This window comes from Leclercia sp. 1548 (assembly GCF_050435045.1).
Taxonomy (GTDB): domain Bacteria; phylum Pseudomonadota; class Gammaproteobacteria; order Enterobacterales; family Enterobacteriaceae; genus Enterobacter; species Enterobacter adecarboxylatus.
Genome location: NZ_JBNDJP010000002.1, coordinates 878,578 through 902,559, shown reverse-complemented (window position 1 = coordinate 902,559; position 23,982 = coordinate 878,578). Strand labels below are relative to the sequence as shown.

General features: G+C 54.5%; 18 protein-coding genes and 2 pseudogenes. 4 read left to right on the top strand and 16 right to left on the bottom strand.

The window, feature by feature from the left end; all coding sequences use genetic code 11:
- From ABIE02_RS09585 to tssB, 12 genes and pseudogenes are all read right to left on the bottom strand, one after another.
- A pseudogene (locus ABIE02_RS09585) lies at positions 1-227 on the bottom strand (formylglycine-generating enzyme family protein); the annotation flags it as partial.
- Between the two features lie 10 nt (positions 228-237).
- Positions 238-2,472: a hypothetical protein gene (locus tag ABIE02_RS09580; RefSeq protein ID WP_059307746.1), complete on the bottom strand. Its 2,235-nt coding sequence runs from the start codon at positions 2,470-2,472 to the stop codon at positions 238-240.
- Between the two features lie 17 nt (positions 2,473-2,489).
- Positions 2,490-5,012, bottom strand: a complete 2,523-nt coding sequence (locus ABIE02_RS09575; protein WP_130588733.1) for a type VI secretion system Vgr family protein — start codon at positions 5,010-5,012, stop codon at positions 2,490-2,492.
- Positions 4,999-5,541 (bottom strand): putative T6SS immunity periplasmic lipoprotein, encoded by a 543-nt coding sequence (locus ABIE02_RS09570; protein WP_071886442.1) that lies wholly within the window; start codon positions 5,539-5,541, stop codon positions 4,999-5,001. Before ABIE02_RS09570 ends, ABIE02_RS09575 begins: the two co-directional genes overlap by 14 nt.
- Positions 5,535-6,095: a hypothetical protein gene (locus tag ABIE02_RS09565; protein WP_059307745.1), complete on the bottom strand. Its 561-nt coding sequence runs from the start codon at positions 6,093-6,095 to the stop codon at positions 5,535-5,537. The genes ABIE02_RS09570 and ABIE02_RS09565 overlap by 7 nt, the downstream gene beginning before the upstream one ends.
- A complete protein-coding gene (tssH, locus tag ABIE02_RS09560; protein WP_336994535.1) occupies positions 6,095-8,734 on the bottom strand; it encodes a type VI secretion system ATPase TssH in 2,640 nt (879 codons plus the stop codon). The genes ABIE02_RS09565 and tssH overlap by 1 nt, the downstream gene beginning before the upstream one ends.
- A 160-nt stretch (positions 8,735-8,894) precedes the next feature.
- Positions 8,895-9,386 (bottom strand): type VI secretion system effector Hcp, encoded by a 492-nt coding sequence (gene hcp, locus ABIE02_RS09555; protein ID WP_032611100.1) that lies wholly within the window; start codon positions 9,384-9,386, stop codon positions 8,895-8,897.
- 5 nt (positions 9,387-9,391) lie between these two features.
- A pseudogene (locus ABIE02_RS09550) lies at positions 9,392-11,107 on the bottom strand (OmpA family protein).
- Positions 11,108-11,110: 3 nt separating this feature from the next.
- Positions 11,111-11,764 (bottom strand): type VI secretion system protein TssL, short form, encoded by a 654-nt coding sequence (gene tssL / locus ABIE02_RS09545; protein ID WP_032611102.1) that lies wholly within the window; start codon positions 11,762-11,764, stop codon positions 11,111-11,113.
- The gene (gene tssK, locus ABIE02_RS09540) at positions 11,761-13,101 is read right to left on the bottom strand and encodes a type VI secretion system baseplate subunit TssK (protein ID WP_059307742.1); all 1,341 of its coding nucleotides are present in this window, start codon (positions 13,099-13,101) and stop codon (positions 11,761-11,763) included. The genes tssL and tssK overlap by 4 nt, the downstream gene beginning before the upstream one ends.
- A gap of 13 nt (positions 13,102-13,114) precedes the next feature.
- Complete coding sequence (gene tssC, locus ABIE02_RS09535; protein WP_032611125.1) at positions 13,115-14,650, bottom strand: type VI secretion system contractile sheath large subunit; 1,536 nt, start codon at positions 14,648-14,650, stop codon at positions 13,115-13,117.
- 42 nt (positions 14,651-14,692) lie between these two features.
- Entirely contained in the window at positions 14,693-15,184 is a 492-nt protein-coding gene (gene tssB / locus ABIE02_RS09530) for a type VI secretion system contractile sheath small subunit (RefSeq protein WP_032611104.1), read from the bottom strand.
- Between the two features lie 857 nt (positions 15,185-16,041).
- Here tssB and ABIE02_RS09525 point away from each other — a divergent pair.
- Complete coding sequence (locus ABIE02_RS09525; protein ID WP_390614024.1) at positions 16,042-16,203, top strand: SDR family oxidoreductase; 162 nt, start codon at positions 16,042-16,044, stop codon at positions 16,201-16,203.
- Here ABIE02_RS09525 and ABIE02_RS09520 read toward each other — a convergent pair.
- On the bottom strand, positions 16,171-17,040 hold the full coding sequence (locus tag ABIE02_RS09520) for a helix-turn-helix transcriptional regulator (RefSeq protein WP_059307740.1): 870 nt from the start codon (positions 17,038-17,040) through the stop codon (positions 16,171-16,173). The two genes, ABIE02_RS09525 and ABIE02_RS09520, sit on opposite strands and share 33 nt — an antisense overlap.
- A 96-nt stretch (positions 17,041-17,136) precedes the next feature.
- Here ABIE02_RS09520 and ABIE02_RS09515 point away from each other — a divergent pair, with 96 nt between their 5' ends.
- A complete protein-coding gene (locus ABIE02_RS09515; protein WP_059307739.1) occupies positions 17,137-18,042 on the top strand; it encodes an SDR family oxidoreductase in 906 nt (301 codons plus the stop codon).
- Positions 18,043-18,315: 273 nt separating this feature from the next.
- Here ABIE02_RS09515 and ABIE02_RS09510 read toward each other — a convergent pair whose 3' ends face one another.
- Entirely contained in the window at positions 18,316-19,932 is a 1,617-nt protein-coding gene (locus ABIE02_RS09510; protein WP_032611109.1) for a peptide ABC transporter substrate-binding protein, read from the bottom strand.
- 185 nt (positions 19,933-20,117) lie between these two features.
- Between ABIE02_RS09510 and mpaA the strand changes: the two genes are divergently transcribed.
- The gene (mpaA, locus tag ABIE02_RS09505; protein ID WP_059307738.1) at positions 20,118-20,831 is read left to right on the top strand and encodes a murein tripeptide amidase MpaA; all 714 of its coding nucleotides are present in this window, start codon (positions 20,118-20,120) and stop codon (positions 20,829-20,831) included.
- On the opposite strand, the gene ycjG is transcribed toward mpaA, so the two are convergent.
- Positions 20,822-21,787, bottom strand: coding sequence for an L-Ala-D/L-Glu epimerase (gene ycjG / locus ABIE02_RS09500; RefSeq protein ID WP_032611111.1), 966 nt, complete (start codon positions 21,785-21,787; stop codon positions 20,822-20,824). The genes mpaA and ycjG overlap by 10 nt on opposite strands.
- 105 nt (positions 21,788-21,892) lie before the next feature.
- Here ycjG and tpx point away from each other — a divergent pair, with 105 nt between their 5' ends.
- Positions 21,893-22,399: a thiol peroxidase gene (tpx, locus tag ABIE02_RS09495; protein ID WP_032611112.1), complete on the top strand. Its 507-nt coding sequence runs from the start codon at positions 21,893-21,895 to the stop codon at positions 22,397-22,399.
- Between the two features lie 39 nt (positions 22,400-22,438).
- On the opposite strand, the gene tyrR is transcribed toward tpx, so the two are convergent.
- Positions 22,439-23,980, bottom strand: coding sequence for a transcriptional regulator TyrR (gene tyrR / locus ABIE02_RS09490; RefSeq protein WP_059307737.1), 1,542 nt, complete (start codon positions 23,978-23,980; stop codon positions 22,439-22,441).
- Between the last annotated feature and the right edge of the window lie 2 nt (positions 23,981-23,982).

The following is a 23,982-nucleotide window of genomic DNA, read 5'->3' as shown; positions in this document are numbered from 1 at the left end:
TGTCTGGCGTCATAGGGTAAATGTTCCGGTCCGTATTGCTCACCATAATCACCCATCAGAAATTCACCGCCTTTAACATAGACAAGATTTTCTTTGATCTCAGCGATAAAACTTGAGAGTTCTGCGCCAGGCTTCTCCGGAACTTTTGCCGCCTGTTTCTGCTGGTCGCATGAAATCAGCGGCAAAACTGCCAGCAACATTAAACCTGCTCTTATTGCATCTTTCATATATACCTTTTTAAATTTCAATAACGTTACTGTCGCTTACAGGGCTAAATATCATGGATTTAGGGTAAAAAAGATTATTCATCCTGTATAAGTTATAAAATGCAGTATTATTCATGGCAAGCGCATAGCCCCAGGAAGGTCTCATCTTTAACCTTTTGTATATTTTATCCATTTCTTTATCCTTGTTGACTCCCTCCTGCAGAAACTCTTTTAGCTCATTTATTTTCCTTTGAGCAACCATGTATCTTAATGCAGCATTACCTGAAGCTAAATCACTCCCGTCTACGTTACAATGGCTAAAAACCTGAAACCATTCACGTTGAGTTTGGATGCTATCCAGGATGGTTAATATAGCCTCTTTACGATCATGATAAATATCAAGCATAACCCGATTATCTAAATCCCTGTGATCGTTAAAGCCATGACGCGTGAGTAAATAAATTAAGATACCCTTAGCCTCAGGGGTTATTTTTAATAAATACTTAGGATTAGATAAAATACGATTAGCAATTTCGTTCCTTTTTTTCGATTCAACCATACCTTTTTCGAACGAAGTGACAAATTCAACGAACTCCAATTTAATGTTATCCACATCCGCTTGAAAAGTTTTCAATTCTGCCTCGAGTTTATCTTTTACCTCGGTTAAATATAAAACACTTATCTTTGTAAAAGCCTCAAATGCACGTTCTGAAATCACCTCAAAAAAAGAATAATCAAGGCCATATAGCTGGTAAACCAACCAGGCCCCAAAATCGTAAAGTTTATCGTAGTCAACTTCTGCTTCAAAAGCACCTTTGGCACCTGCGCCTAAACACAGGCTGGCGGCAATGCTGAAACAGAAGCGTCCATTGATAAAGTCACACTGAAACTTACCGCCGGCACCAAATCCCACCATTCCGACTATCGCTTCTGTAATGGAACAAAAGTCAACAAATTCGGCGGCCTCTTTGGCATCATCTCCTGTTTTTCCCTGATGGACCGTTAGCTCTACAGGCTGCAACCACTGAACCCCACCTTTCATTTTAAATTCTGCACGGGCCCCGGCAAATATTTCAGCACTGGCAGATGCACCTTCTTCGTTTTTTTCTCTGGCTCGATGAAACGCGGCGCCTGTAGAAGAATGTCGATTACTGAATCGAGGCAGGCGCCCTTCACGATCCCCTATAATTACCTGTTTTGCGCCAATGGTTGTTACCTGGACTTGTGCCTCAACCTGTAGTGATGCCCCCGCAAAACCGATAAGAGATGTCTCCAGATACATTCGCCACATGCCCATATTGAGAACTTTAGTCTTTCCGGGAGGAGGCAACATCTTCAAAGCCCAACCAATACGATCCGGCATAAAAAATTTTGCACTGGCCGTTCCTGATGCAACTGACAGAACTGTGCTATGCTCACCTTTAATTGTTAGTTTTCCGTTATAGGGATCCCATTCTCCTGATGCGCCAGTATTAGATGTAAAACGCAAAAATTGTGCGCCAAGGGATACATCAATGCTCTGACCGATTTCCTTTTCCATTAGCAAACTATTGTTCCAGGAATCAGCCCATTCACATAATGTCTTATCTATCTTACCAATATCTTTGACTTCAAATAAAACAACCCCTTTATTTTCAGCTTCAATTTTCCTTAACTGTTCTTTTATTTTTTGTGTATTTATACTTTTTATATTTCCATTCTGATCACGATTAAATATGCTTTCTTTCGCAGAAGCACGGTCACGCCCGCGTATACTGACCCGGTGTATATTTCCAGTACCCAAATTGTCAATGTAAGATTTTTTTACATATACATAACGACTCCCGATACCCTGACGGGCTCCTTGTTGTTTTTTTGTTTTTATCGGTATCAGCTCGACAATATCTTTGTAACCAGCACCTTCTGATTCAAAATCTCCTAGCTCTTTTTGTAAATCTTCTTTCTTATCTGCTAACTTTTTTTCCGCTTCTGATATATTAGCTTCAAGCTGAGGAAGTTCAGCAACTCTGTCAGGATGAGACATCATTTTCCCATAAGCTTCAATTGCCGATGAATATATCTCTTTTGCTTTATGAACTTTATCCACCAATATCATTAGCTTTTTGGCATGTTGCTCCAGATCAAATGCAATTTTTTCATTAAGAAGGATGAGGTCTTCTTTTTCAGCACTAAAATAAATCAATGTTGATTCGTGATGTGCTACAACAGCACTCTCTTCTTTTTTATTTAACGTACCTTCGGCAACTGGAGCTTCCTGCTCATTCATAGTTAAAACGTCCTTATTTATTCAAAAAACAATTTAATAGATTTAGAATCAAATCCATAATGGCATTGTGTGTAACCATTTTCGTCAGTCATACCACGAAGGGTTGTGCCTTCACTAGTTTCTATGCGATAGGATATAAACGCTTTTGGTTGGTTTGTGTTTTTATCTAAAATCTGGAATCGTTCATTCATAGGATATTTAAATTGAGGATCCTCAACCACCATAGGTTGAAGGGTTTTTTCAAGTGAAGATGCTCCCCCCCATAATATGCTGGCGCTTTTTAGATCAATTTTTCCGGGCGCACCAATTTCAACAGAGCCATTTTTAATTTTTATATATGCCCCCCCAGTACTGGTCAGGGTTATTCCCTGCGCAGCATTCAATACTATTTCATCATTAATGCTATTAAGATTCATAGATTTATCAGACTGAATACGTATCGCATCTGTTTGTGCTTGTATGTCTACAATGCCTCTGGCAGCAAATAGCTTTACACCCATTTTCTGAGCAAATAAACTTATCGCCTCGCCTGCCGCGACGGTTAGCCTTTTGAAAATACTCATATCTATATTTTCGCCTGCTGTAGCCGTCAATGTATGCCCGGACGACAACTGGATATTTTTGGGCGTTGTTAATGCAATTCCTGCTGGTGCTGATGCCAGAATCCCCGCCTCTTTTAACTGGTTCAGAGCCTGGTTGAGCTGATGTTGTGATGAACGGTCCGCATTAAGAGCCCCAGACACCGCGACACTTTGAGCCAGCGCAGTAACCAGTTCTAACGCACTTTGTAATTGTGCAACAGCGGCGGCCATATCAAGGGTTTCACCTTGTGCATTTGGCTGCACATCACCACTGATAAAAACACCCTTTCCACCACGGATAACTCCCCACGAGTCAGTTCTCAGCTCAAATCCTTCCCCCCTCAGTTTCTGCCCGGCATCCACGTTATGTCCCAGATTCAGCTGCGTCTTGCCACCATACTCGGTACTGAGCTTGATGTGCTCCTCGCCCCGCTTGTCTTCCATCCGCAGCTTGTTGTTCGTCGGCGTGCGGATCACGTTGCGGGTACTGTTTTTCTCAGTCACATGGTCAACGTGGCGGGAGTCGTGTAGGGCATGGGCGATATACGGACGATCCGGATCGCCTTCATGGAAGGCAATCGCTACTTCTGTCCCTTGAATTAACGGGAAGTGGAAGCCGTACACGTCACCGCCGTAAGGTTTGGCCAGGCGCACCGGCATGCTTTCCTGGCCCTGGGACTTGTCATCCCGGTCGGCGTCAAATTTCACCCGATAGAGACCGGATGCGTCCTGCCATGCATAGATATCATTCGCCTTTGCGCTGGTGACCCGCGCAGTCATGGTGCCGGTCACCTTCGGGCGCGGCAGTAGTGGCGGACGCCAGCACAGCGTCTCGCTGTAGGGAACCGCCAGTAGGGTTACCTGGAGTGCGTCCTTACGGCTGGCAGTGAACCCGACGGCGGTAAGCAATAATGGCTCCTGGAGTATTTCTGGCAGCGTCGGTGGCAGGCTGTCGGTGATGGTCAGTACCTGAGCCGGTGCAAGCATTACATCCGTGCTTTTACCGATGATGCGAACCTGCTCCGCCAGAAAACGTTCATGGTCGAGGCGGGCATAAAAGTTGGCCGTTTCTGCCTGCGGCTCAAACTTGTCGCCGCGCTCAAGGTGGCGCAGCCGGTAGTGATACACCTCGCCATAGGTCATCCCCTCGCCGTCGCCCAGCGTCATATCGGCCGGGGCGGACTGGAGCACGCTTTGCGCGTCACGGTGGTTGTAATCTTTCGCCGTGACGTTCGCTTCCACCACGTTGTGGGCGACGTTAAGCCCCCACACCGATTCCGCGCCGCTGTCGCTCATCCCGGACGGGCTGTTCACCGGAAGTCGCTTGCCGAAAATTAGCGCCCGCTGCGCATCGGCAAAGTGCACCACTTCCGTCTGGGCATCTTCCTGTAAAGTGAAGAAGTAGAATATCCCCACTTCCGCCAGCAAGCGCTGAATAAAGATCAGGTCGCTCTCTTGGTACTGGTTTATCTGCTCGCGCTTCGGGTAGCTCTGCTTCAGGTTAAACTCGTACTCCCAATCGTGCAGGCCATGCTCCTGCAACACCTGCTCCACCACCTCCGGCACCGATTTATTGACGAAAAAACGGTGGGAGCGATGCTGCTTGTCCAACAGGGAGAGAAAAGGTTTTAGCGTGATACGGTATAGCGTCTGGTCTGCAGAGCCGGACAATCTTCGGAAATCAGTAATAACACCGTGTACTTTTTTCTGCTCCGTCAGAGTCTCAAGTAAACCGCCGCCCATTGTCAGAGTGGCCGGCTTACGCAGCAACTGGCTGGCATCAAGATATTTGTTTGTACTGGTAAAAATAATGTCGTAACTGTACATCCGGCTCATACTTTCAGTTCCACTGAACTCTTCAACGTCCAGGGGCGACGAACAAGAGGGAATATCAAGCCGGTAGCGATTCAGTGTTCCTGATGCAGATAAAACGCTCTGCAGCGCATCAGTCAGATTCATTATTATTCATTCCATGAACAGATTCAAAAGGGGGCTCGCAGGAACCATAATGCCTGCGCTGATCATCCTGAGCATTATTGTTGCTCAACTCTCCATAAGGCCTCACCGCTTCCATGTCAGTAAGCGGAATAGCGAAAATACATTTGTTATGAATTTCTATCCCGGCGACCATTCTGCGCGGCGTGTCCTCATGACGTTTTGAACGCAGGACATAGCTGATTATATATTGCCCCTTATCCGGAAAAAGATAAAAAGATGGGGGGAGACACAGATAGCTATTTTCTATTCTTAGAGCCGGGCGAAAGATAATATTCTCCTGGCTCGGCAGAGTCCCTCTTGGATTAATTGCAATATTGACCGGTTGGTAGTCTTCTGCATCCGGCACAGCAAAACAGATATTCCCCCCCATAATGCTGACTGTTGTTTCTTCGTCGAATCGCCATCGATCCCCAGGACATCCCGTCAGTAAAGGGAGGGAGAATAAAAAAAGAAATGCTGAAAAATGATGTTGCCGGCCAATTTTTACCATGGAAACCCCCGCAACGTATTTTGATACAGTTGCCGGATAATCGGCTCGCTGATATTCCCATCAAGCGTAATGACATCCTGATCTCTGAGATCACACCATTTAGTGTATCCTTCAGCATTCAGAATAAAATGGTCAGCGATAATTTGTGCCTGCTGCTCCATAGGGTATTCACTCAAATAACGGCTATCCAGTACATAGTGGTAACTTACTGCCCAACTGACCAGGCCCCGCCCGATGACATTCAATCCCTTTTCTCGCTGCCAGACATGTGCCATTTCATGGATAAACATATGCTGATAGAAAGGAACAGTGTGTGAATAATCTTCCCGGTAGTGCTCGCGGAAATAAATTTCTCCATTCGGAGCCATCGCCGTATATTGATCCTGCAACCCAAAAGGAAGATAACTGTCAAAATGGATCCAAACTTTATGATAAGGGATCGTTGATCTGAATACAGACTTCGCTAGCGCGATCTCTCCTGAAGTCAGTAACCGCAGCGTTCCTTCTTTCTTATCCTTTTTTTCTTTGTCCTTTTCTTTATCGTGGATGGTCATTATTCGCCTGCCTGCCGTAACTCTATGACAATCCCCCCATCTTCATCCCAGCCCAGCGTCAGGCACTGTGGCTTCTGCCCCGCCGCCATGTGCGTCAGCAGCTGCTGGCTCAGCACCGGCAAAATCTGCTGGTTCAGCAGGCTGTCGATGTTGCGCGCCCCGGTATCCGGCAGCAGGCAGGCGTCCGTCAGCGCGTCCATCAGGCTGTCAGCAATCACGGTTTTCATGCCATAGTGGCGCGCCAGGCGTTTGCTCACCTGGTTCAGCTTCATGCCAACAATGGTACGCATCGCCGCCTGGCCCAGTGGGCGGTAGATAACCGTCTGGAAGCGCGCCAGCAGCGCAGGCTGGAAGTGATCCCGCAGGATCGGGCGCAGTAATTCGTGCAAATCGCCGCCGGTGGCTTCTGGCTGTTCCTGTACAAGCTGCATCAGATGGTCGCTGCCGAGGTTGGAGGTCATCAGAATCACCGTGTTGCGGAAGTCGATTTCGCGCCCCTCACCGTCGCGCATAAACCCGCGGTCAAACACCTGGTAGAACAGGTTCATCACGTCCCGGTGCGCTTTTTCAACTTCATCGAGCAGCACAACGCTGTACGGGCGCTTGCGTACCGCTTCGGTGAGGATACCGCCCTGACCGTAGCCCACGTAGCCCGGCGGGGACCCCTTCAGCTGGCTGACGGTGTGCGGCTCCTGGTACTCGGAGAGGTTGATGGTAATCAGGGATTTTTCGCCGCCGAACAGCTCGTCCGCCAGCGCCAGCGCGGTCTCGGTTTTGCCGGTGCCGCTGGTGCCGACCAGCAGGAACACGCCCTGCGGGCCGTTCTCCGGCGCGAGGCCGGTTTTGGCGGTGCGCAGGCGCTGCGCAATGGCGTTCAGCGCCGCGTCCTGGCCAACCACGCGTTTCGCCAGATTATTTTCCAGGCTCAGCAGCTCCGTCTGCTCGTCCTTCATCAATGAGGAGAGCGGCACGCCGGTCCAGTCGGCGATCACCGTCGCCACGGTGCGGGTGTCCACATCCAGCCCCAACAGCGGATTGCCCTGGTGCACGACGCTGAGCTGTTCCTGCAACGCCGCGATTTCTGCCTGGCGGGAGATGTCCTGCCGACAGGCCAGCAAGTGTTCCGTGATTTTCAGCTCCTCGCCGTACCGGGTTTCCAGCGCGTCGAGTTCGAGGATGATGCGGATCTCCTCCTGCTCAATCGCTGTCAGACGTTCAGCATGGGTGCGGTTTCCCACCGCAATATCCTTCAGCAGCGCCTGCTTCTCCATGTTCAGCGCAGTAAGCTGCGCCTTCAGCCGGGTCAGTGGCTCCGGGATAGTGTCGAGGCTCATGCGCACGCGCGCGGAGGCGGTATCCAGCAGGTCCACCGCCTTGTCCGGCAACTGGCGGCCCGTCAGGTAGCGTCTTGAAAGGGCGACAGCAGCTTTTACCGCTTCATCGGTGATATGCACCCCGTGGTGTTCGGCGTAGCGGGACTTCAGGCCGCGCAGCATCAGGCAGGCGGTGTCGTCGTCCGGCTCGTCGACTTTTACCATCTGGAAGCGCCGCTCCAGCGCGGCGTCGCGCTCGAAGTACTGCTTGTATTCGCTCCAGGTGGTGGCGGCAATGGTTCTGAGTTCCCCGCGCGCCAGGGCGGGCTTGAGCAGGTTGGCTGCGTCCGCGCCGCCCGCCTGATTACCTGCCCCGATGATGGTGTGGGCTTCGTCGATAAACAGCAGCACCGGCAGCGGCGACTGCTGCACCGCCTCAATGATGTTTTTCAGGCGCTGCTCGAACTCGCCCTTTACGCCCGCGCCCGCCTGCAGCAGGCCGAGGTCGAGGGTGCGCACCGAGACAGGCTTCAGCGCGTCCGGGACATTGCCTTCACTGATACGCAGCGCTAGGCCTTCCACCAGCGCGGTTTTGCCCACACCCGGTTCGCCCACCAGAATCGGGTTGTTCTTGCGGCGACGGGAGAGAATATCCACCATCTGGCGGATTTCATTGTCGCGGCCGAACACTGGGTCGATTTTGCCTTCGCGGGCGCGGGCGGTGACGTCGAGGGTGAATTTATCTAGGGCATTCTGCAGCGCCGGGCTGAGCTCTCCCTCTTTTATATCCGCATTTACCGGTCGGCCCACAAACGCCACGTCATCACTGTTGCACAGCGCCGCTTCCTGCTGCATTTCCTCCCGTTCGTCGGACTGTGCGTCCAGCAGCCCACGCAGGCGCTCCAGCTGACTCTGCCCGGTGGTGGTCAGCGGCCACAGGCCGTCGCAGCGAACCAGCGACGGCTTTTCCACCACCGCCATCAGCAGATGAACGCTGCGGATCTGCGTTTCACCCGCCAGCGAGGCATGCAGCCACGCGTTCTGCATCAGTGTCTGCAGACTGTCCGAGAGCTGCGGACGGCTGCGCACCGAGCGCGGGAGTTTATCCAGAAAGGCCAGCAAATCCTGCCATATTGCATCCATATCCCACTCGTAGCGGCGGGCAATCACTGTGATGTCCCCCTCGCCCTGTTCCAGCAGTTTCAGCAGCCAGTGCTCGGGCAGAATTTCCGCATGTGCGCGGGTCTGGCACAGGGAGGCGGCGCCTTCCATCGCGCGGGCGCAGTAAGGGTTGAGACGACGTAACAGAACGGCTGGATTTTCCATGAGATTCTCTCTTTATCAGTTCCGGGCACGCTACCGCCCCTCGCTGTTTACTTACCAAAGCGCATCAGGTCAGGCAGGCGGATTGTATGTTTTTTGCTGAACGCCCGTTATGACAGGCGCTCAGCAAAAAAAGCAGACGGAAAACCGTCTGCCCGGGTCATTACGCGGTGGTGCGTTCGTTCCAGGAATCGGAATGAATGATGTTGCCGTCTTTGTAGGTCCAGGTGATTTTTTCGTAGCGCAGCTCAATCTGTTCCAGATGGTTGTGCTTCTCGAAAGCCGGATCCTTGATGTCGTGCATCTTCGGATTCACCTTCACTAGCTTCACGTTCTCAAGCTTCGTGTTGAAGTACTCCACTTCCTGGCCGGCGTCGTTGATTCTGTACCACTTGAATTCGGCCGATTTCAGGGTCTGACCTGTGGTCACAGCCTTGTAAAGGTACGGGCTGGAGGAGTCGATTTCTTTGGTAAAGAGGAACGGCGTATGGATACGCGTGCCGGTCAGCTTGCCGGTGTTATTGTCGGTCGGGATGTACAGGTTATGCTCCTGTGCAACCACTTCGATGCTGCCTTCACGGTCTTTAACGTCTACGGAACCTTTAATGTCCGCACCGCCGTCGTCTTTCAGCCACAGATAGACAGGAATTGCCATGTTAATTACTCCATTTTAAGTTTTGATACGTCATCATCCTGAGATGACGCGGGGGTTTCGCCCGGTAACTGGCAGGCATTTGCCTGTGGCACCAGACTGATTTCGACACGGCGGTTAAGCGCCCGGCCTTCCGTCGTCTCATTTGTTGCGACCGGGCGGCTTTCACCATAGCCTTGTACTGCAAAACAGCTTTCCGGTACGTCACCGGTATCGCGCATCCAGTCCCGGACAGACTCAGCGCGTTTCAGGGACAGTACCTGGTTGGATTTGTCATCGCCGGTGCTGTCGGTATGACCAGCCACCACAATCAGCCAGCCGGGCTTCGCCTTTATATCCACCAGCGAGTTCACCAGCAGTTTTGTCGAGCCAGGTTTCAGCGCCCATTTGCCTGTGTCGAACAGCGACATGCTGTCGAGGCGGACGGTCTGCGGGCCCTGCACGACTTTCTTAATTACCGGACGCGGTGGCAGTGGCGGTGCCTAGTCACTAATGGCCGCTTCAACTGGGGGGATCAGCCGCATCCCCTGATACAAACCCAGCCCGTAACGCTGCGGTTCGCCGCGACGTAACCAGTTGTCCAAAAGACGGCTATCCGCACGCAGGCGCTGCTGAGCCTGCAGTTTCGGTGCGGGCGGCGTGCCGCTGAGACGGTGATAGACGGCAAGGTGGTCACCCACGCTGCGTACCAGGCGCTGGTTATTAATAAAGGAGGCCAGCATTGCCAGCGCGAGAAAAACAAAACAGATAGCACCGGCCAGCCGGGTATCCTGCATCCGACGGCTCACGCCGTGATGGCGTGGCAACGACGCCAGTAACAGATCAGGCAGCGGTAACAAGTCATCCGCTGCGCCACATGACGGAGGTAATGTGGTTGTTCCTGCTATCTGACGCGACCAGAGGTTTTCCGATACCCCGACTACAGGAGTCAGACAGATGCCAACAGCACAGAGATTGCAGGCGGGGAGTTCCTCCTGACGCGTGCGAAGCGGCCGAAAGAGAAGCGTGTTGCTCAACCTGAGCACGCTGTCGAGCCATAGCACATTAGCCAGACGGACGTCATCCCCCACAGCTTCCTGCTGCCAGCCAGTTACCGGCAGGGCAACCTGGCCGTTCTGGCGAGCACGTATGCCAGGCAGGTCAGGCGTGACGGTAAACCACAGCACCTCATCCGAATGCTGAACAGGCGGTGACACCCAGACCACACCCCAGATAGGCGGCAGGCCGTTCAGCCAGGTTCGGCACCGGACGATACTACGTCGCCAGTGGCGAAGCGCCTGCGCACACGTTTCTTCTGAAATGTGCTGTTCCGGTGTCATCGCCAGCATTACCGAAACCTGTGACACTAGCGCCGGACGAACAGCAGCCAGATGCTGCGCCAGCAGCGGCAATGCCTCAGCACTCTGTACCTGCAGATACCAGCCGTGGCGAGTTTCACGCCAGACCGTGTTACCGGAAAACAAGGAGGTGGTATCGCCGCATACCAGCACCACCGCACCCTGAAAATCTTCCGGCGGCAGGCTGTGCTCCGTTATCGTTTCACTGATGGCCCGGCACTGCAGATGCAGCCGCCACTGACGCCAGAAAGCCACAACGCCCGCCAGCAGAATACACAGGCTCAACGCGAGTCGACTGCTGGTCGAAAGTGGCCAGAATCCCAGCACCAACCACAGCGCCAGAAGAAGGGCTAACGCCGTGAGCAAACCACGGGAGAGTTCACGCATTCGCTAGCCCTGCCCTGCAATCCGGGCCACCATCTGAGCCAGGGATGATGAGAAGATAAGCCACAGCGCGGCAAGCACCACGATACCTGCAGCCCAACCCAGCCAGTACAGCCGTCGTCCGCTGCGCAGGCGCGATGCCCGCACAACTACCGGTGCGTCCTCAGTCAGCGCAAAAGGCGGCACGCGTTCGCTGAGTGCACGCACCACGTCCTCCCGCCGTTCGTCGTCCTGATCACGGTACTGGCCGACAAAGCCCAATTGCAGGGTCCGGTACAGGCAGGTCAGCACCGCGTTATCTGGCGCGGGTTCACGCAGAACGGTGCGGATAAGCTCCCACAGCTCTTCCCCTGCATTCAGGGTGCTGAAGAACCGCGCCTGTAACGGATCCTTGCGCCACTTACGGTAACCATCGTCCTGTCTGTCGCGGTTCAGCACGCTCTCATCCAGCAGGGCGCAATAAGCGTAAAGCATGCGATCGCAAGAGCCAGCACTGTATCCCCCGTCCGTTAAAGCCTCGCGGGCCTCCGCGACCCAGCGGCAGGCGCGACGGTAAAGCGCATCACCGTCCTGAATCTCCTGCCCGCTGCGCAACTGGCTGACCATCAGCCAGCCCGGATAAAACGTTTTATTGATCAAATCCAGATTCATCATGTTCATGAGCGCAGCACCGCAAACAGTTCCAGCTTCACGTCACCGAGCGACTCCGGCGTATAGAAGGTACAGTTTCCGGCATCCAGCATCGCGCGGGCCGCCGCAGTAGAAAGATCGAGCGCAAAATACTGGTTTTCCAGACGCACCGGGATGGCTGCCGGGACGTGGCTCAGGGGTTTAATCACCATCCCACTCAGTGCAATGTTAACGACTTCAGATACGTCGTCATGGCTACCCGCCTTGCACAGCTGAGGGAAGCGCGTCTGCAGTTCGTGGTTTGGCATGGAGGAGCGCACCGAGAGATAGAAGTCTGCCCCTTCACGCAGCCTCGCGTCGTGCAGTCTGCCGCGCCAGATTTCTCTGTCCTCGCCCTGTTCGAGCGAAATGGCAACAACGCGGGACGGCAGGCTAGCTTCCAGCAGACGATCCAGCAGGGTAAACAGCGGCGGAAATACATCTTCCGGGGTATCGTGCCGGTAGAGCGGGATATCGTCGGCGTTATGTTCGAGAGAAAAGGTCAGCAGACTACCGGCAAGCCTTGCCAGTTCACGGTACAGCAACTCGGGATGGCGGGATGGTGTCTGGTGCAGCTCCGTCAGCACCGGCTCCGCACTGTTGAGCGCATTCAGCAGCCAGAACAGGGAGACATCCGCCACTGCGAAGTCCGCCATCCGTTTATTACTTTCCCGTCTCATCGCCATCAGACGCTTGCGGCGGGCCTGCAGGCGGTGCAAGAGTTCACCCAGTTCGCTGACCAGCGCAGGACTTGCCGACAGCGAAAGCATTGGAGGAATGAAATCTCTGTCCAGGCTCCACAGCCCCTGCACATTACGGGTGACTCTGGCCACCGGACAGGTCAGATAGGCTGCATTTTCCTGGGTGGATAGACGCAGCGTCAGCGCATGACGCAGTACAGCCAGATCGCTGCGCTCATGGCCAGCCAGCTCCTGGACTGTCACTCGCTCTGACTGCCAGCGACGTGGACGGGCACTGTCGCACCCGTCGTCCAGATTACCGCCATTCGCACTAAGCAGCGGCAGGCACAGCAGCACCTCAACACTCTCCAGCCCTGTCGCGGATAAATCACAGACCGGCGGCAGGTTATCCGCCAGGTCTGTATCTATCAGCGTGCCATCCGCAAAGCGTACCGCCATACGGACGGCATTAAGCCTTGCGAGTGTGAGCGCGCTGTCATCAAACTCCGCACACAGCACACCCCAAGGGTGCGCCAACACCATCCGCGCAACGGTATCCGCAACGTGTGCATCCCAACGTGACTGCTGCTGGAACTGCTGCGGGGCCAGAAAGGCCCCGTCTTCCCATAACGGGCGAAAGATTTTCATCCCTGCTCCTGCCTTATGCTTTCGCTTTCGGCATCTGGCTGACCAGCGACAGGTTCACGTCCATCCCTTCCACCTGGAAGTGGGGCACGGCATACAGACGCACGCGGAAGAAGCCAGGATTGTCCTCGATGTCTTCTACCACTACCTTCGCATCGCGCAGCGGGTGTGACGCCTGCAGTTCGTCGCCCGGATCGGTCATTTCCGTCACCAGCCCTTTCACCCAGGTGTTCAGCTCCAGTTCCAGCATGCGGCGGTCCTTCGTCGTACCGATGTTCTCGCGCTGGATAAGCTTCAGGTAGTGCGCAATACGCGACAGCAGGAAGATGTACGGCAGGCGCGCGTTGATACGGCTGTTGGCGGTCGCATCGGCGGTGTCGTACAGCGCTGGTTTCTGGGTTGAGTTGGCTGAGAAGAAGCAGGCGTAATCGCGGTTTTTGTAGTACGACAGCGGAATGAAGCCGAGATTAGCAAATTCAAACTCGCGGGTTTCCGGGATCATCACTTCAGAAGGGATCTTCACCTGGTTGCCGGTACCCAGATCGTACAGATGGATCGGCAGGTCTTTCACTGCACCACCGGCCTGCGGACCACGGATCTGCACGCACCAGCCATTGTTGATGAAGCTCTTAACCATGTTAGAGGCGAAGGCAAATGATGCGCTGGTCCACAGGTATTTCTCGTGATCCGGCCCTTTTACCTGTTCAACATAGTTAAAACTGCGCACTGGCACGGTATCCGGGCCATAAGGCAGGCGTCCCAGTACGCGCGGCATTACCAGCCCGATATAGCGGGAGTCGTCGGTATCGCGGAAGGATTTCCATTTGATGTACTCGGCACGATCGAAATAGTTGCCGATATCTTTAATGGCAGCCACTTCTTCCATAGACTCTTTCAGGAAGAATTTCGGGCCGACGGAGCCGATAAACGGCATGTGCGCCGCGGCAGACACTTTGGAGATATTACGCAGCAGCGCAACGTCCTGCGGGCTGGCGTCAAATTCGTAGGAGGAAATGACCGAGCCGATCGGCTCGCCGCCTGGGGTGTCGTACTCGGCGGTATAGGTGTGCCAGTAAAGACCGCTCTGGATAAGCTCAGGCGCATCTTCAAAGTCCTGACGCAGATCGTCTTTCGACACATCCAGAATTTCTGTTTTGACGTTCTGACGGTAGTCAGTGTTGTCGACCAGCTGTTTCAGGCCGCGCCACAGGGACTCCACCTTCTGAAATTCCTGATGGTGCATCACCGCATCCAGCTGGCGGCTGATTTGATAATCCAGCTCCGCGATGTGGTGATCAATCAGCGTTTTGTCGAGCTTTTCCACTGGCTGACCGGATTTACGGATACAGTCCATAAATACCTGCATCGCGGCCGTCAGGCGTTCACCTGCAGAAGCATCAGCGAGCGCAGCATCATCCAGAAACGCATTAATATCCCCGAGGCTCGATGCCGGGGTGAGGTTGATTTTTTCAAACAAGGAGGCGTAAACGCCCTCTTTTTCCAGTACGGTGGTTTGCCCCTGAGCAGAGCCAGTTTCAGTATTTACAGACATCAGCATATTCCCGGTTAATCCATTAAAAGAGATGCCCAAATTTTATTTCGGGGCAAGTGCACTCATTTCGTCACGTAATTCCTGAGACAGCGCCGGGTCCTTAAGGATTTTCTCAAGCTCTTTTCTGAAAGTGGCGTTATCAAGAAGATTGGATTTCAAATCGCGTAATAAATTGCGCATTGCCAGCATCGCGCGAAGCTGAGGAATTTGACGGGCAACCTGTTCGGGTTCGAAATCTTTCATACTGGAAAAATGTAGGCGGATATTTTCTTCTACCCCCTCGCCAGCCAGAGTGTTCTGCACGGCCAGGTTAATTTCCGGGTTAAATTCTGAAAGTACACTGTCGAAGTTATTTTTATTGATGTTAACCTTTTTGCGTTCAGATAACGGCCTGTTTTCTTTGCCATTACTAAAATCACCAACGGTCAAGAGCTTAAGCGGTAGCTCAACTTTCTTTTGCGCGCCCCCCGTATGGAGAGCCAACTTGAGATTTATACGTGCCTTGGGCACTTCATTCTGAAATGTATCAGCCATAGCAGTCCCTTTTCCTTAAGGAATAGTTATTAAGTAAAACTTCATTTTTGCGCAGGTGATATTAGAACAAGTGATTACAATGAATCAACTCACTCACAGTCCAAAAGTAGACATTGTTTTAAATATTACCACTAATAACCGGCGGTGAACCTTATTAAACAACCGATATATATTCATCGCCATGATCATTCGTGCCTTAATAAAATGTAGCCAATCCTATTCGGGAATAAAATATCATATTTAGATTGTATTACTTCAATGGAAATGGATGAAATTTATTGATACCTGTGCAGACATGATAACCCACGCTATCATGCATTATCATTTTCTCTTTAACTCGATTTAGCCGAGACTATCTTAGTCTTAAAGGCGATTTTCGGGCCGATATCATCTGGCAGACCAGGGCTACCGGGCGCAACGCCATTCACCATAATACCACCGCTGATGTCTGCATCGTACAAGGGCGCGATTGACCCTAACACCGCCGCCTTAATACAGTGGCTACAGGAACCCCACATCTTTACCCACGCGCATTGCGGCGTCATTACTCCAATGATGAGCGCTATCGACTCGCCCAATTCTGCGCTTCATGTTTCATGCGGGCCGCGGGTGCTGCGCTCCTTACCCGCGCACAAGCTGGAGGTATGGCACATTCCGATTATGATGGCGCTGAACGGATCGCCATCATAATCCTCTGCCCGACTTCCTTCAGCAAAGGCGAGTAACCGCGCGTTCCACACAGCCGCCATCCGCTCGTTTGCCCGCTCTCGGACTCCCGGTCTGAAAGATCGCGGGATTCGGGTGAACCAGGTTTCGCCGGGGGTGTTCTTCACCCCCCGCCATGCAATCTTATCTGCATGCCAATGACGGTATCGAGAGGGGTTAAAAATACGGCGTCGCTCGAACGGCTCGAAGAGGTGGATGAAGTGGCTACAGCGTTGCTGTTCCTGGCCTCTGACGAGAGTCGATTTGTTGCAGGTGAAGCGCTATTCGTGGACGGTAGCATTATGGCGGTCTGACGCGCCGCCATAAGACAGCGATTGTCTTACCTGCTCGTCAATTTTACGACGGCTTTCGTTATTGGCCGGGTTAAATATCAGCATCGCCAGATCGGGCCGCCCCTCGACCATGAAGGTTGAAAATTCCAGGTCAATAGCCCCCACCTGTGGGTGATAAATGCGCTTTATGCCCTCGCCGTGGCTGGCGACATCGTTGCTGCGCCACAGGAGGTCAAATTCGGGGCTCCGACTGCAAAGCTCGCCAATCAGGCTCGCCGTTTCTGCCGATTCCCCCGCCCGCGCCACGTCGGCACGAAAGGCATTCACCACCAGCCGGGCCACCGTCTGCCAGTCGGCCTGCATTTCACGTACCTGCGGGTCGAGAAACAGCCGACGCAGCACGTTACGCTGTGAATACGGTAGCTGCCCATAGTCGGTCAACACGCAGGCGGCGGCGCGGTTCCAGGCGATAACATCCCAGGTGATGGTTTTGATAAGCGCCGGAACGCCGAACGCCTCCAGCACCCGTTGCAGACGCGGCGTGATATCCGTGGAGAGCGTGAAATGCGTTTCTGGCGGATGACCGAAAGCCAGAATAAACAGATGCTCGCGCTCGGGCCCCGTCAGGCACAGCCCACTGGCGATACGGTTGAGCACCTCACGCGACGGCGCACCGCCGCGTCCCTGTTCAAGCCAGGTGTACCAGGTGGGACTGATATGGGCAAGCTGCGCTACCTCCTCACGGCGCAACCCCGGCGTACGCCGTCTGCCGCCGATAAAACCAAACGCTGTCGGATCAAGGCGCAAGCGTCGCGTCCGCAGAAAATCGCCCAGCGACTGCATTGTCATCGGCATCATCGTTATCCTGTTAAGATTTATACCCTGATAAGGTCCCTACTTTTACCGTTTCACTATAGCGCTACTCTGGATGGCAACCCAATCTGGAGGTGGATTATGCAAGTATTTTTGACAGGTGCGAGCGGGTTTATCGGTTCGCGGATTCTGGCTGAACTGGTGACAGCCGGCCATCAGGTGACGGGCCTCGCCCGCTCGGAAAGCAGCGCGCAGGCACTTAAGGCCGCGGGGGCCGACGTCCATCGCGGTACGCTGGAGGAGCCTGAAACCCTGGCCGCCGCCGCGCAGCGCGCCGATGCGGTGATCCATACCGCGTTTGACCATAACTTTCACCGTTTCGTCGAGAACTGTGAACAAGACCGGCGGGTTATTCATGCGCTGGGCCAGGCGCTGGAGGGGAGCGATCGTCCGCTGATAATCACCTCCGGCACGGGTATGGGCAATGACGGCTCCACAGCGCTGGCGCGTGAAGATCAATTTAAACCTGATAACCATAATTCTCGCGTGGCCTCTGAAGTGGCAGGCGATGCGCTACTGGCGCAGGGCGTGGATGTGCGGGTGGTGCGTCTGCCGCAGGTGCATGACACTACCCGCCAGGGGCTGATCACACACTACATTCAACACGCTGCTGAAAAAGGTGCCGTAGCCTGTATTGGCGAAGGCAATAATTGTTGGTCGGCGGCACACGTCAACGATGTCGCCCGATTGTATGTGCAGGTGCTGGAACAGGGCGAACGCGGCAGGCGCTACCATGCCGTCGCGGAAGAAAGCGTTGCCACACGGCAGATTGCGCAGGTGGTCGCCGATAAGCTCGGTCTGCCTCAGATCTCGCTCTCTGCGGCTGAGGCCGATGCACATTTTGGCTGGTTTGCGCTGTTTGCCGCCATGGATCTGCGCGCGTCATCTGACTGGACCCGCCAGCAACTCTGCTGGCACCCCACTGGCCCCGGCCTGCTGGAGGATTTGCAAAACATGGATTACGCACCGCTGTTAGCGTCTCGATAGTTCTTTTTCCCGGCTCCACCATTGGGGAGCCGGATACTGGTCTGGCAGAAGGAACGATGTACCTTCGACGCCTGCCAGCGACAGTTCTTCTTTTCTTCCATGTCCAGTGAGCCTGCTGATAAAGTCAGTCAGCCGAACAGCGTCCTGTGGATGTTGCCTGGCAAGATAGGCCTGCAAGTCTTTTTCAGCGACTGAAAGAGAAACTGGCGCGAAGAATCGCGCCAGTTTCGTTTTTAGGAGAGGTCACTTTAGTCTAAAAGGCGATCCTGCCCATCAATGCTTCTCGATATACATCGTCCGGCTGTACGCCACGTCTTCCGGGTTGTTGATGGGATACCCTTTCACCCAGGGCTTGATTAGACGCCCATTGGTGTACTGGTAGATCGGCGCAATAGGCGCTTTCTCCGCGAGGATTTTCTCCGCTGTATTGTAATCTGCATTACGGGCCTTGACGGTGGTCTCCAGCGACGCCTGATTCATTACCTTGTCATACGCCGGATCGTTGAAGCGCGAGATGTTGCCGGTATGCGTGGAGGTCAGCAGCGAAAGGAAGGTTGACGGCTCGTTATAATCCCCCACCCATGAGGCGCGGATCACATCGAAATTGCCGGTATTGCGGCTGTCGATATAGGTTTTCCACTCCTGATTTTGCAGCTTCACATCGACACCCAGGTTCTTTTTCCACATCGATGCTACCGCGATGGCAATCTTCTGGTGGTTTTCCGATGTGTTGTACAGCAGCGTTAGCTTGAGCGGTTTCTGGGCATTGTAACCCGCCGCCTGCAACAGCGTTTTGGCCTGCGCGTTCATCTCTTCCTGGCTCATCTGCTCAAAAGGCGATGGCTCAGGGGTAAAGCCTGCGGTCACGTCCGGGGTGAAGTGCCATGCCGGTTTTTCGCCTGTACCCAGTACTTTCTCGGCCATAATCCGCCGATCGATGGTCATGCTCAGCGCCAGACGCACCCGGGCATCCGCCGTCGGGCCTTTCTGGGTGTTAAAGGCATAATAATAGGTGCCCAGCTGCGGCGGGGTGTAAACCTGCCCAGGAATGTCTTTCAACAGCTTCTGGTAGAGGTTTTTCGGGAATGACTCGGTGATGTCGATATCGTTCGCCAGATAGCGCTTGGTGGCGGACGACTCCTGGTTGATCGGGATAAAGGTCACTTTCTGCAACACCGTTTTGTCATTATCCCAGTAATGGCTGTTGCGCTCGACGACCAGTTTCTCGTTAACCACCCGGTCTTTCAGGATGTATGCGCCATTACCCACCAGCGCACCGGGACGGGTCCACTCCGCGCCGCTCTCCACGTTAGCTTTTTGGACGGGATAAAAGGCGAAGCTCGCCGTCAGGTTGGCAAACCACGGCAGCGGTTTATCCAGCTGAACGCGCAGGGTTCTGTTATCCACTGCGGTCACGCCCAGTTTGTCCGGCGTGGCCTTGCCGTCGATGATAGCCTGCGCATTACTAATCCCGGCCAGCGCTGCAAACCAGGCGAAGGGGGACGTGGTTTGCGGATCCACCAGGCGCTGCCAGCTATAAACGAAATCCTGTGCGGTGACAGGCGTACCGTCAGACCATCTGGCGTTCTCGCGCAGGGTAAAGGTCCAGGCGCGGTTATCATTACTCTGCCAGCTTGTGGCCACCCCCGGCACCAGTTCGCCCTTTTCATTCTGATTGACCAGGCCTTCGAACAGATCGCGGATCACCTGAATCTCAGGCAGCCCCACCGCTTTGGCAGGATCCAGCGAGGCGGGTTCATCTTTAATATGACGCACCAGCTCCTGCTTTGGCGCCAGTGTCGTCCCGGAGGGAACATCCGCAGCAAACGAATAAGAAGAGAGGCCACACAACCACAGGGCAGAACAAATCAACGAAACCGGATGCTTCATGAGATCCCCTTTGAAATGATGGGTAACAAGCAGATGCGTAATTATTTGTTTCGGAACAGGGAAATGCAAACAACTTCCGTCGGAAAGTTGATATCTGCCGATTTTGCCCCGACGCTGAAACTATTTGATAAACCGCGTATTTTGCACAACACTGCCAGTAGTATAACTCTGATTCAGGAACGTCTATGTCCCTCACTCGCCCCAGAACGGAACGTGGCGCTTTCCCGCCCGGAACTGAACATTATGGCCGTTCATTCCTTGGCGCGCCCTTGATCTGGTTCCCTGCGCCGCAGGCCGATCGTAACAGCGGCCTGATCATTGCCGGAACGCACGGGGATGAAAACTCCTCGATCGTGACCCTCTCCTGCGCCCTGCGCACTCTGGCGCCTGAGCTGCGTCGCCACCATGTCGTGCTCACCGTCAACCCGGACGGCTGTCAGCTGGGGCTGCGCGCCAATGCCCGTGGCGTGGATTTAAACCGAAACTTCCCGGCGGCAAACTGGCGGGAAGGTGAGACGGTCTACCGCTGGAACAGTGCGGCCCAGGACAGGGATGTGGTGTTATTGACCGGTGAAAAACCCGGCTCGGAGCCGGAAACGGAGGCGCTATGCCACCTGATCCACAAACTGCATCCTGCCTGGGTGGTGTCGTTTCACGATCCGCTGGCTTGCATTGAAGATCCGGCCCACAGCGCACTGGGGCGCTGGCTGGCGGATGCGTTTTCGCTACCGCTGGTTACCAGCGTCGGTTATGAAACACCGGGGTCGTTCGGCAGCTGGTGCGCTGATTTAAGCCTGCACTGTATCACCGCCGAATTCCCGCCAATCTCGTCCGACGAGGCCAGCGAGAAGTACCTGAGAGCAATGACCGATCTGCTGCGCTGGGAGCCTCAGAGATGAACCACGCCGGTGGTGTAATGCAGCGCCGGTGAAACGTCCACCGCCAGCCAGGTCGGGCCATCCAGATCGGCAAACTGTACCTCGCCCGCCAGCGGCAAAGCCGCATTAATGGCACGCGAGGTGCAGAGCATACAGCCGAGCATCAGTGCAAAACCGTTCTCCCGCGCTTCGGCGGCCAGCGCCAGCGCTTCGGTGATCCCGCCAGTTTTATCCAGCTTAAGATTCACCATCTCGTAGCGCCCTTTCAGGGTGGGCAGACTTTCGCGCGTATGGCAGCTCTCGTCGGCGCAGATGGGGAGCGGATGAATAAAATTCGCCAGCGCCGCATCGTCACCCGCAGGCAGGGGTTGTTCAAGCATGGCGACATCCAGATCCGCCAGCAGCTGACAGCGGGCGGCAAGTCCTTCGCCGTGCCAGGATTCGTTGGCATCGACGATCAGCGTGGCCTGGGGCACAGCAGCGCGAATGGCGACCATGCGCTCGCTGATCAGACGATCGTCCAGCTTCACTTTCAGCAGCCGCGCCCCGGCGGCATACAGGGCTTTGGCGCTGGCGGCCATTTGCGCGGGTTCGCCGATCACCACCGTCTGCGCGGTCACTACCGTTTGCGGTAATGTGACTCCGGCCAGGGTCGCCAGCGGGATGCCCTGCTGGCGCGCGGCTAAATCCCAGAGGGCGCAGTCAACGGCATTGCGTGCCGCGCCCGGTGGTAACAGGGTTTGCAGGGCTTCACGGCTAAGCCCGCGCTCCAGTTCTGGTGCCAGGGCCATGATCTGCGCCATCACCGAGGCGATGCTTTCACCATATCGCGGATAAGGCGTACACTCCCCCACCCCTTTGACACCCTCTTCCTCTATTTCGACTACCACCACGCAGGCCTCGCTCCGGGCTCCCCGGGAGATGACAAACGGCGTATGCAATGGCCAGGCTTCTTCATAAACCTTGAGAGTTCTCATCACTCACTCCTGTATAGCGGCTTCGCGTAAATAGGGTTTGCTGTGATATTGGCTGATGACATACACTAACGGCGACGTTAACTATATGTAAACAGGAAGATAACTATGTCACAACTCGTTCATTTCCAGGGCAACCCGGTTTCTGTTGCAGGATCCATTCCTCAGACTGGCAGCAAAGCGCAGGCGTTTACGCTCGTGGCAAAAGATCTGTCTGACGTCGTGCTGAGCCAGTTCGCCGGCAAGCGTAAAGTGCTGAACATTTTCCCAAGCATCGATACCGGCGTGTGTGCCGCATCTGTGCGTAAATTCAACCAGCTGGCGACTGAGATGGACAACACTGTTGTGCTGTGCATTTCCGCTGACCTGCCGTTCGCCCAGTCCCGTTTCTGCGGTGCAGAAGGCCTGAGCAACGTTATTACCCTTTCCACCCTGCGCAACCCGGAATTCCTGGAGCAGTACGGTGTGGGCATCGCTGAAGGCGCCCTGAAAGGCCTGGCTGCTCGCGCGGTTGTGGTAATCGACGAAAACGACACTGTCGTGTTCAGTCACCTGGTGAATGAAATCACCACCGAGCCGGACTATGCTGCTGCGCTGGAAGCGCTGAAAGCGTAAGACCAAAAAGAAAGCCTCCCTGCGGAGGCTTTTTTGTTTTTACTCGTCGCCTTTCTTCTGGCTCAGACCGTACTCGCGCAGTTTATTGGCAATGGCGGTATGGGAAACGCCCAACCTTTTCGCCAGCTTACGCGTGCTAGGGTAGTTACGATACAGCTGCGTCAATACCGAACGTTCAAAACGGCTGGTAATGTCATCCAGCGAGCCTTCCATCGCCTCTTCGCCCACCGCCACCGTACCGGCGTCATAATCCGGCAGCAAAATGTCCTGCGGCCGCAGCTCATAGCCTTCAAGCTGGGTCAGCGCGCGATAGATCGCATTTTTCAGCTGTCGAATATTGCCCGGCCAGCCGTAGCGGGTAAGAACGGTGTTGAGATCGGCTGAAAACTTCGGTCGCGGGATGCCTTGTTCATCGGCAAAGCGCGCCACAAACAGCTCGGTGAGCGGCATGATGTCCTGCGGGCAATCGCGCAGCGGCGGAATATTCAACGTCAGTACGTTAAGGCGATAATAGAGATCTTCACGGAAGACGCCCTTCTGCACCAGCTCAACCAGGTTCTTCTGAGTGGCACAGATCACACGCACATCCACATGCACCTCATGATCTTCCCCCACCCGGCGGAATGTGCCGTCGTTAAGGAAACGCAGGAGTTTGGCCTGCATCCGCGGCGACATTTCGCCAATTTCATCCAGCAGCACTGAGCCGCCGTTGGCCTGTTCAAAGAAGCCTTTTTTGCCTTCCGGGGCGTGGCCGAACAGCTCGCTTTCAACAGCATCTTCCGGGATGGAAGCACAGTTCAGCGCCAGATAGGGTTTGCCCGCGCGCGGGCCTGCCTGATGCACCGCATGAGCCAGCAGATCTTTGCCGGTGCCAGTTTCTCCGGTGATGAGCAAAGGTGCCGTCAGATTCGCCAGCTTACGCGCCTGCTCCACCACGTGGCGCATTTTCGGGCTGACGGCGATGATCTGGCTGAAGGCGCTGACATCCTGGCTGGACAGGTTTTGCAGCTGACGCCCCATGCGAACCGTCGAGCGCAGCATGATCACTGAGCCGGTCAGGGTGCGGTCGTCGTTGTCGCCCTGCAGATAGACCGGGGTGAGTTCCATCAGGAAGTTCTGCCCGTTGATGATCACATGCTCGCTGTGGGTGGATCGCGGGTTGCTCTCCAGCCAACGCTGGAAGTTAAAGCCGGGGATCAACTGGGCGGCATTGTGGCTGCTGAGCTTGTCCTGCTCCTGGGCAAACAGCTGGCAGCTCGCCAGGTTAGCCCGGTCGATTTTGCCTTTCAAATCCAATGATAAGAACGGCTCCGGCATCGCTTCCAGCAGCGCGCTGAGGGCCAGATGTTCACGCTCGGAGGGCATCCAGGGTACGGTGCGCACATCCGTAACGCCAGCGATACGGCGAATTTCGGCCATTAAGCTGCTGAAGGTATCGAATGCAATTTCGGCAAAGTTCAGGTAAATCTTCCCGATTGGGTCGATCTCGATGCCACGCAGATCAATGCTACGCAAAACAAGGAGATCAAGTAACTCGCGAGTCAGGCCGAGACGGTCCTTACAAAATACTTCCAGACGCATGG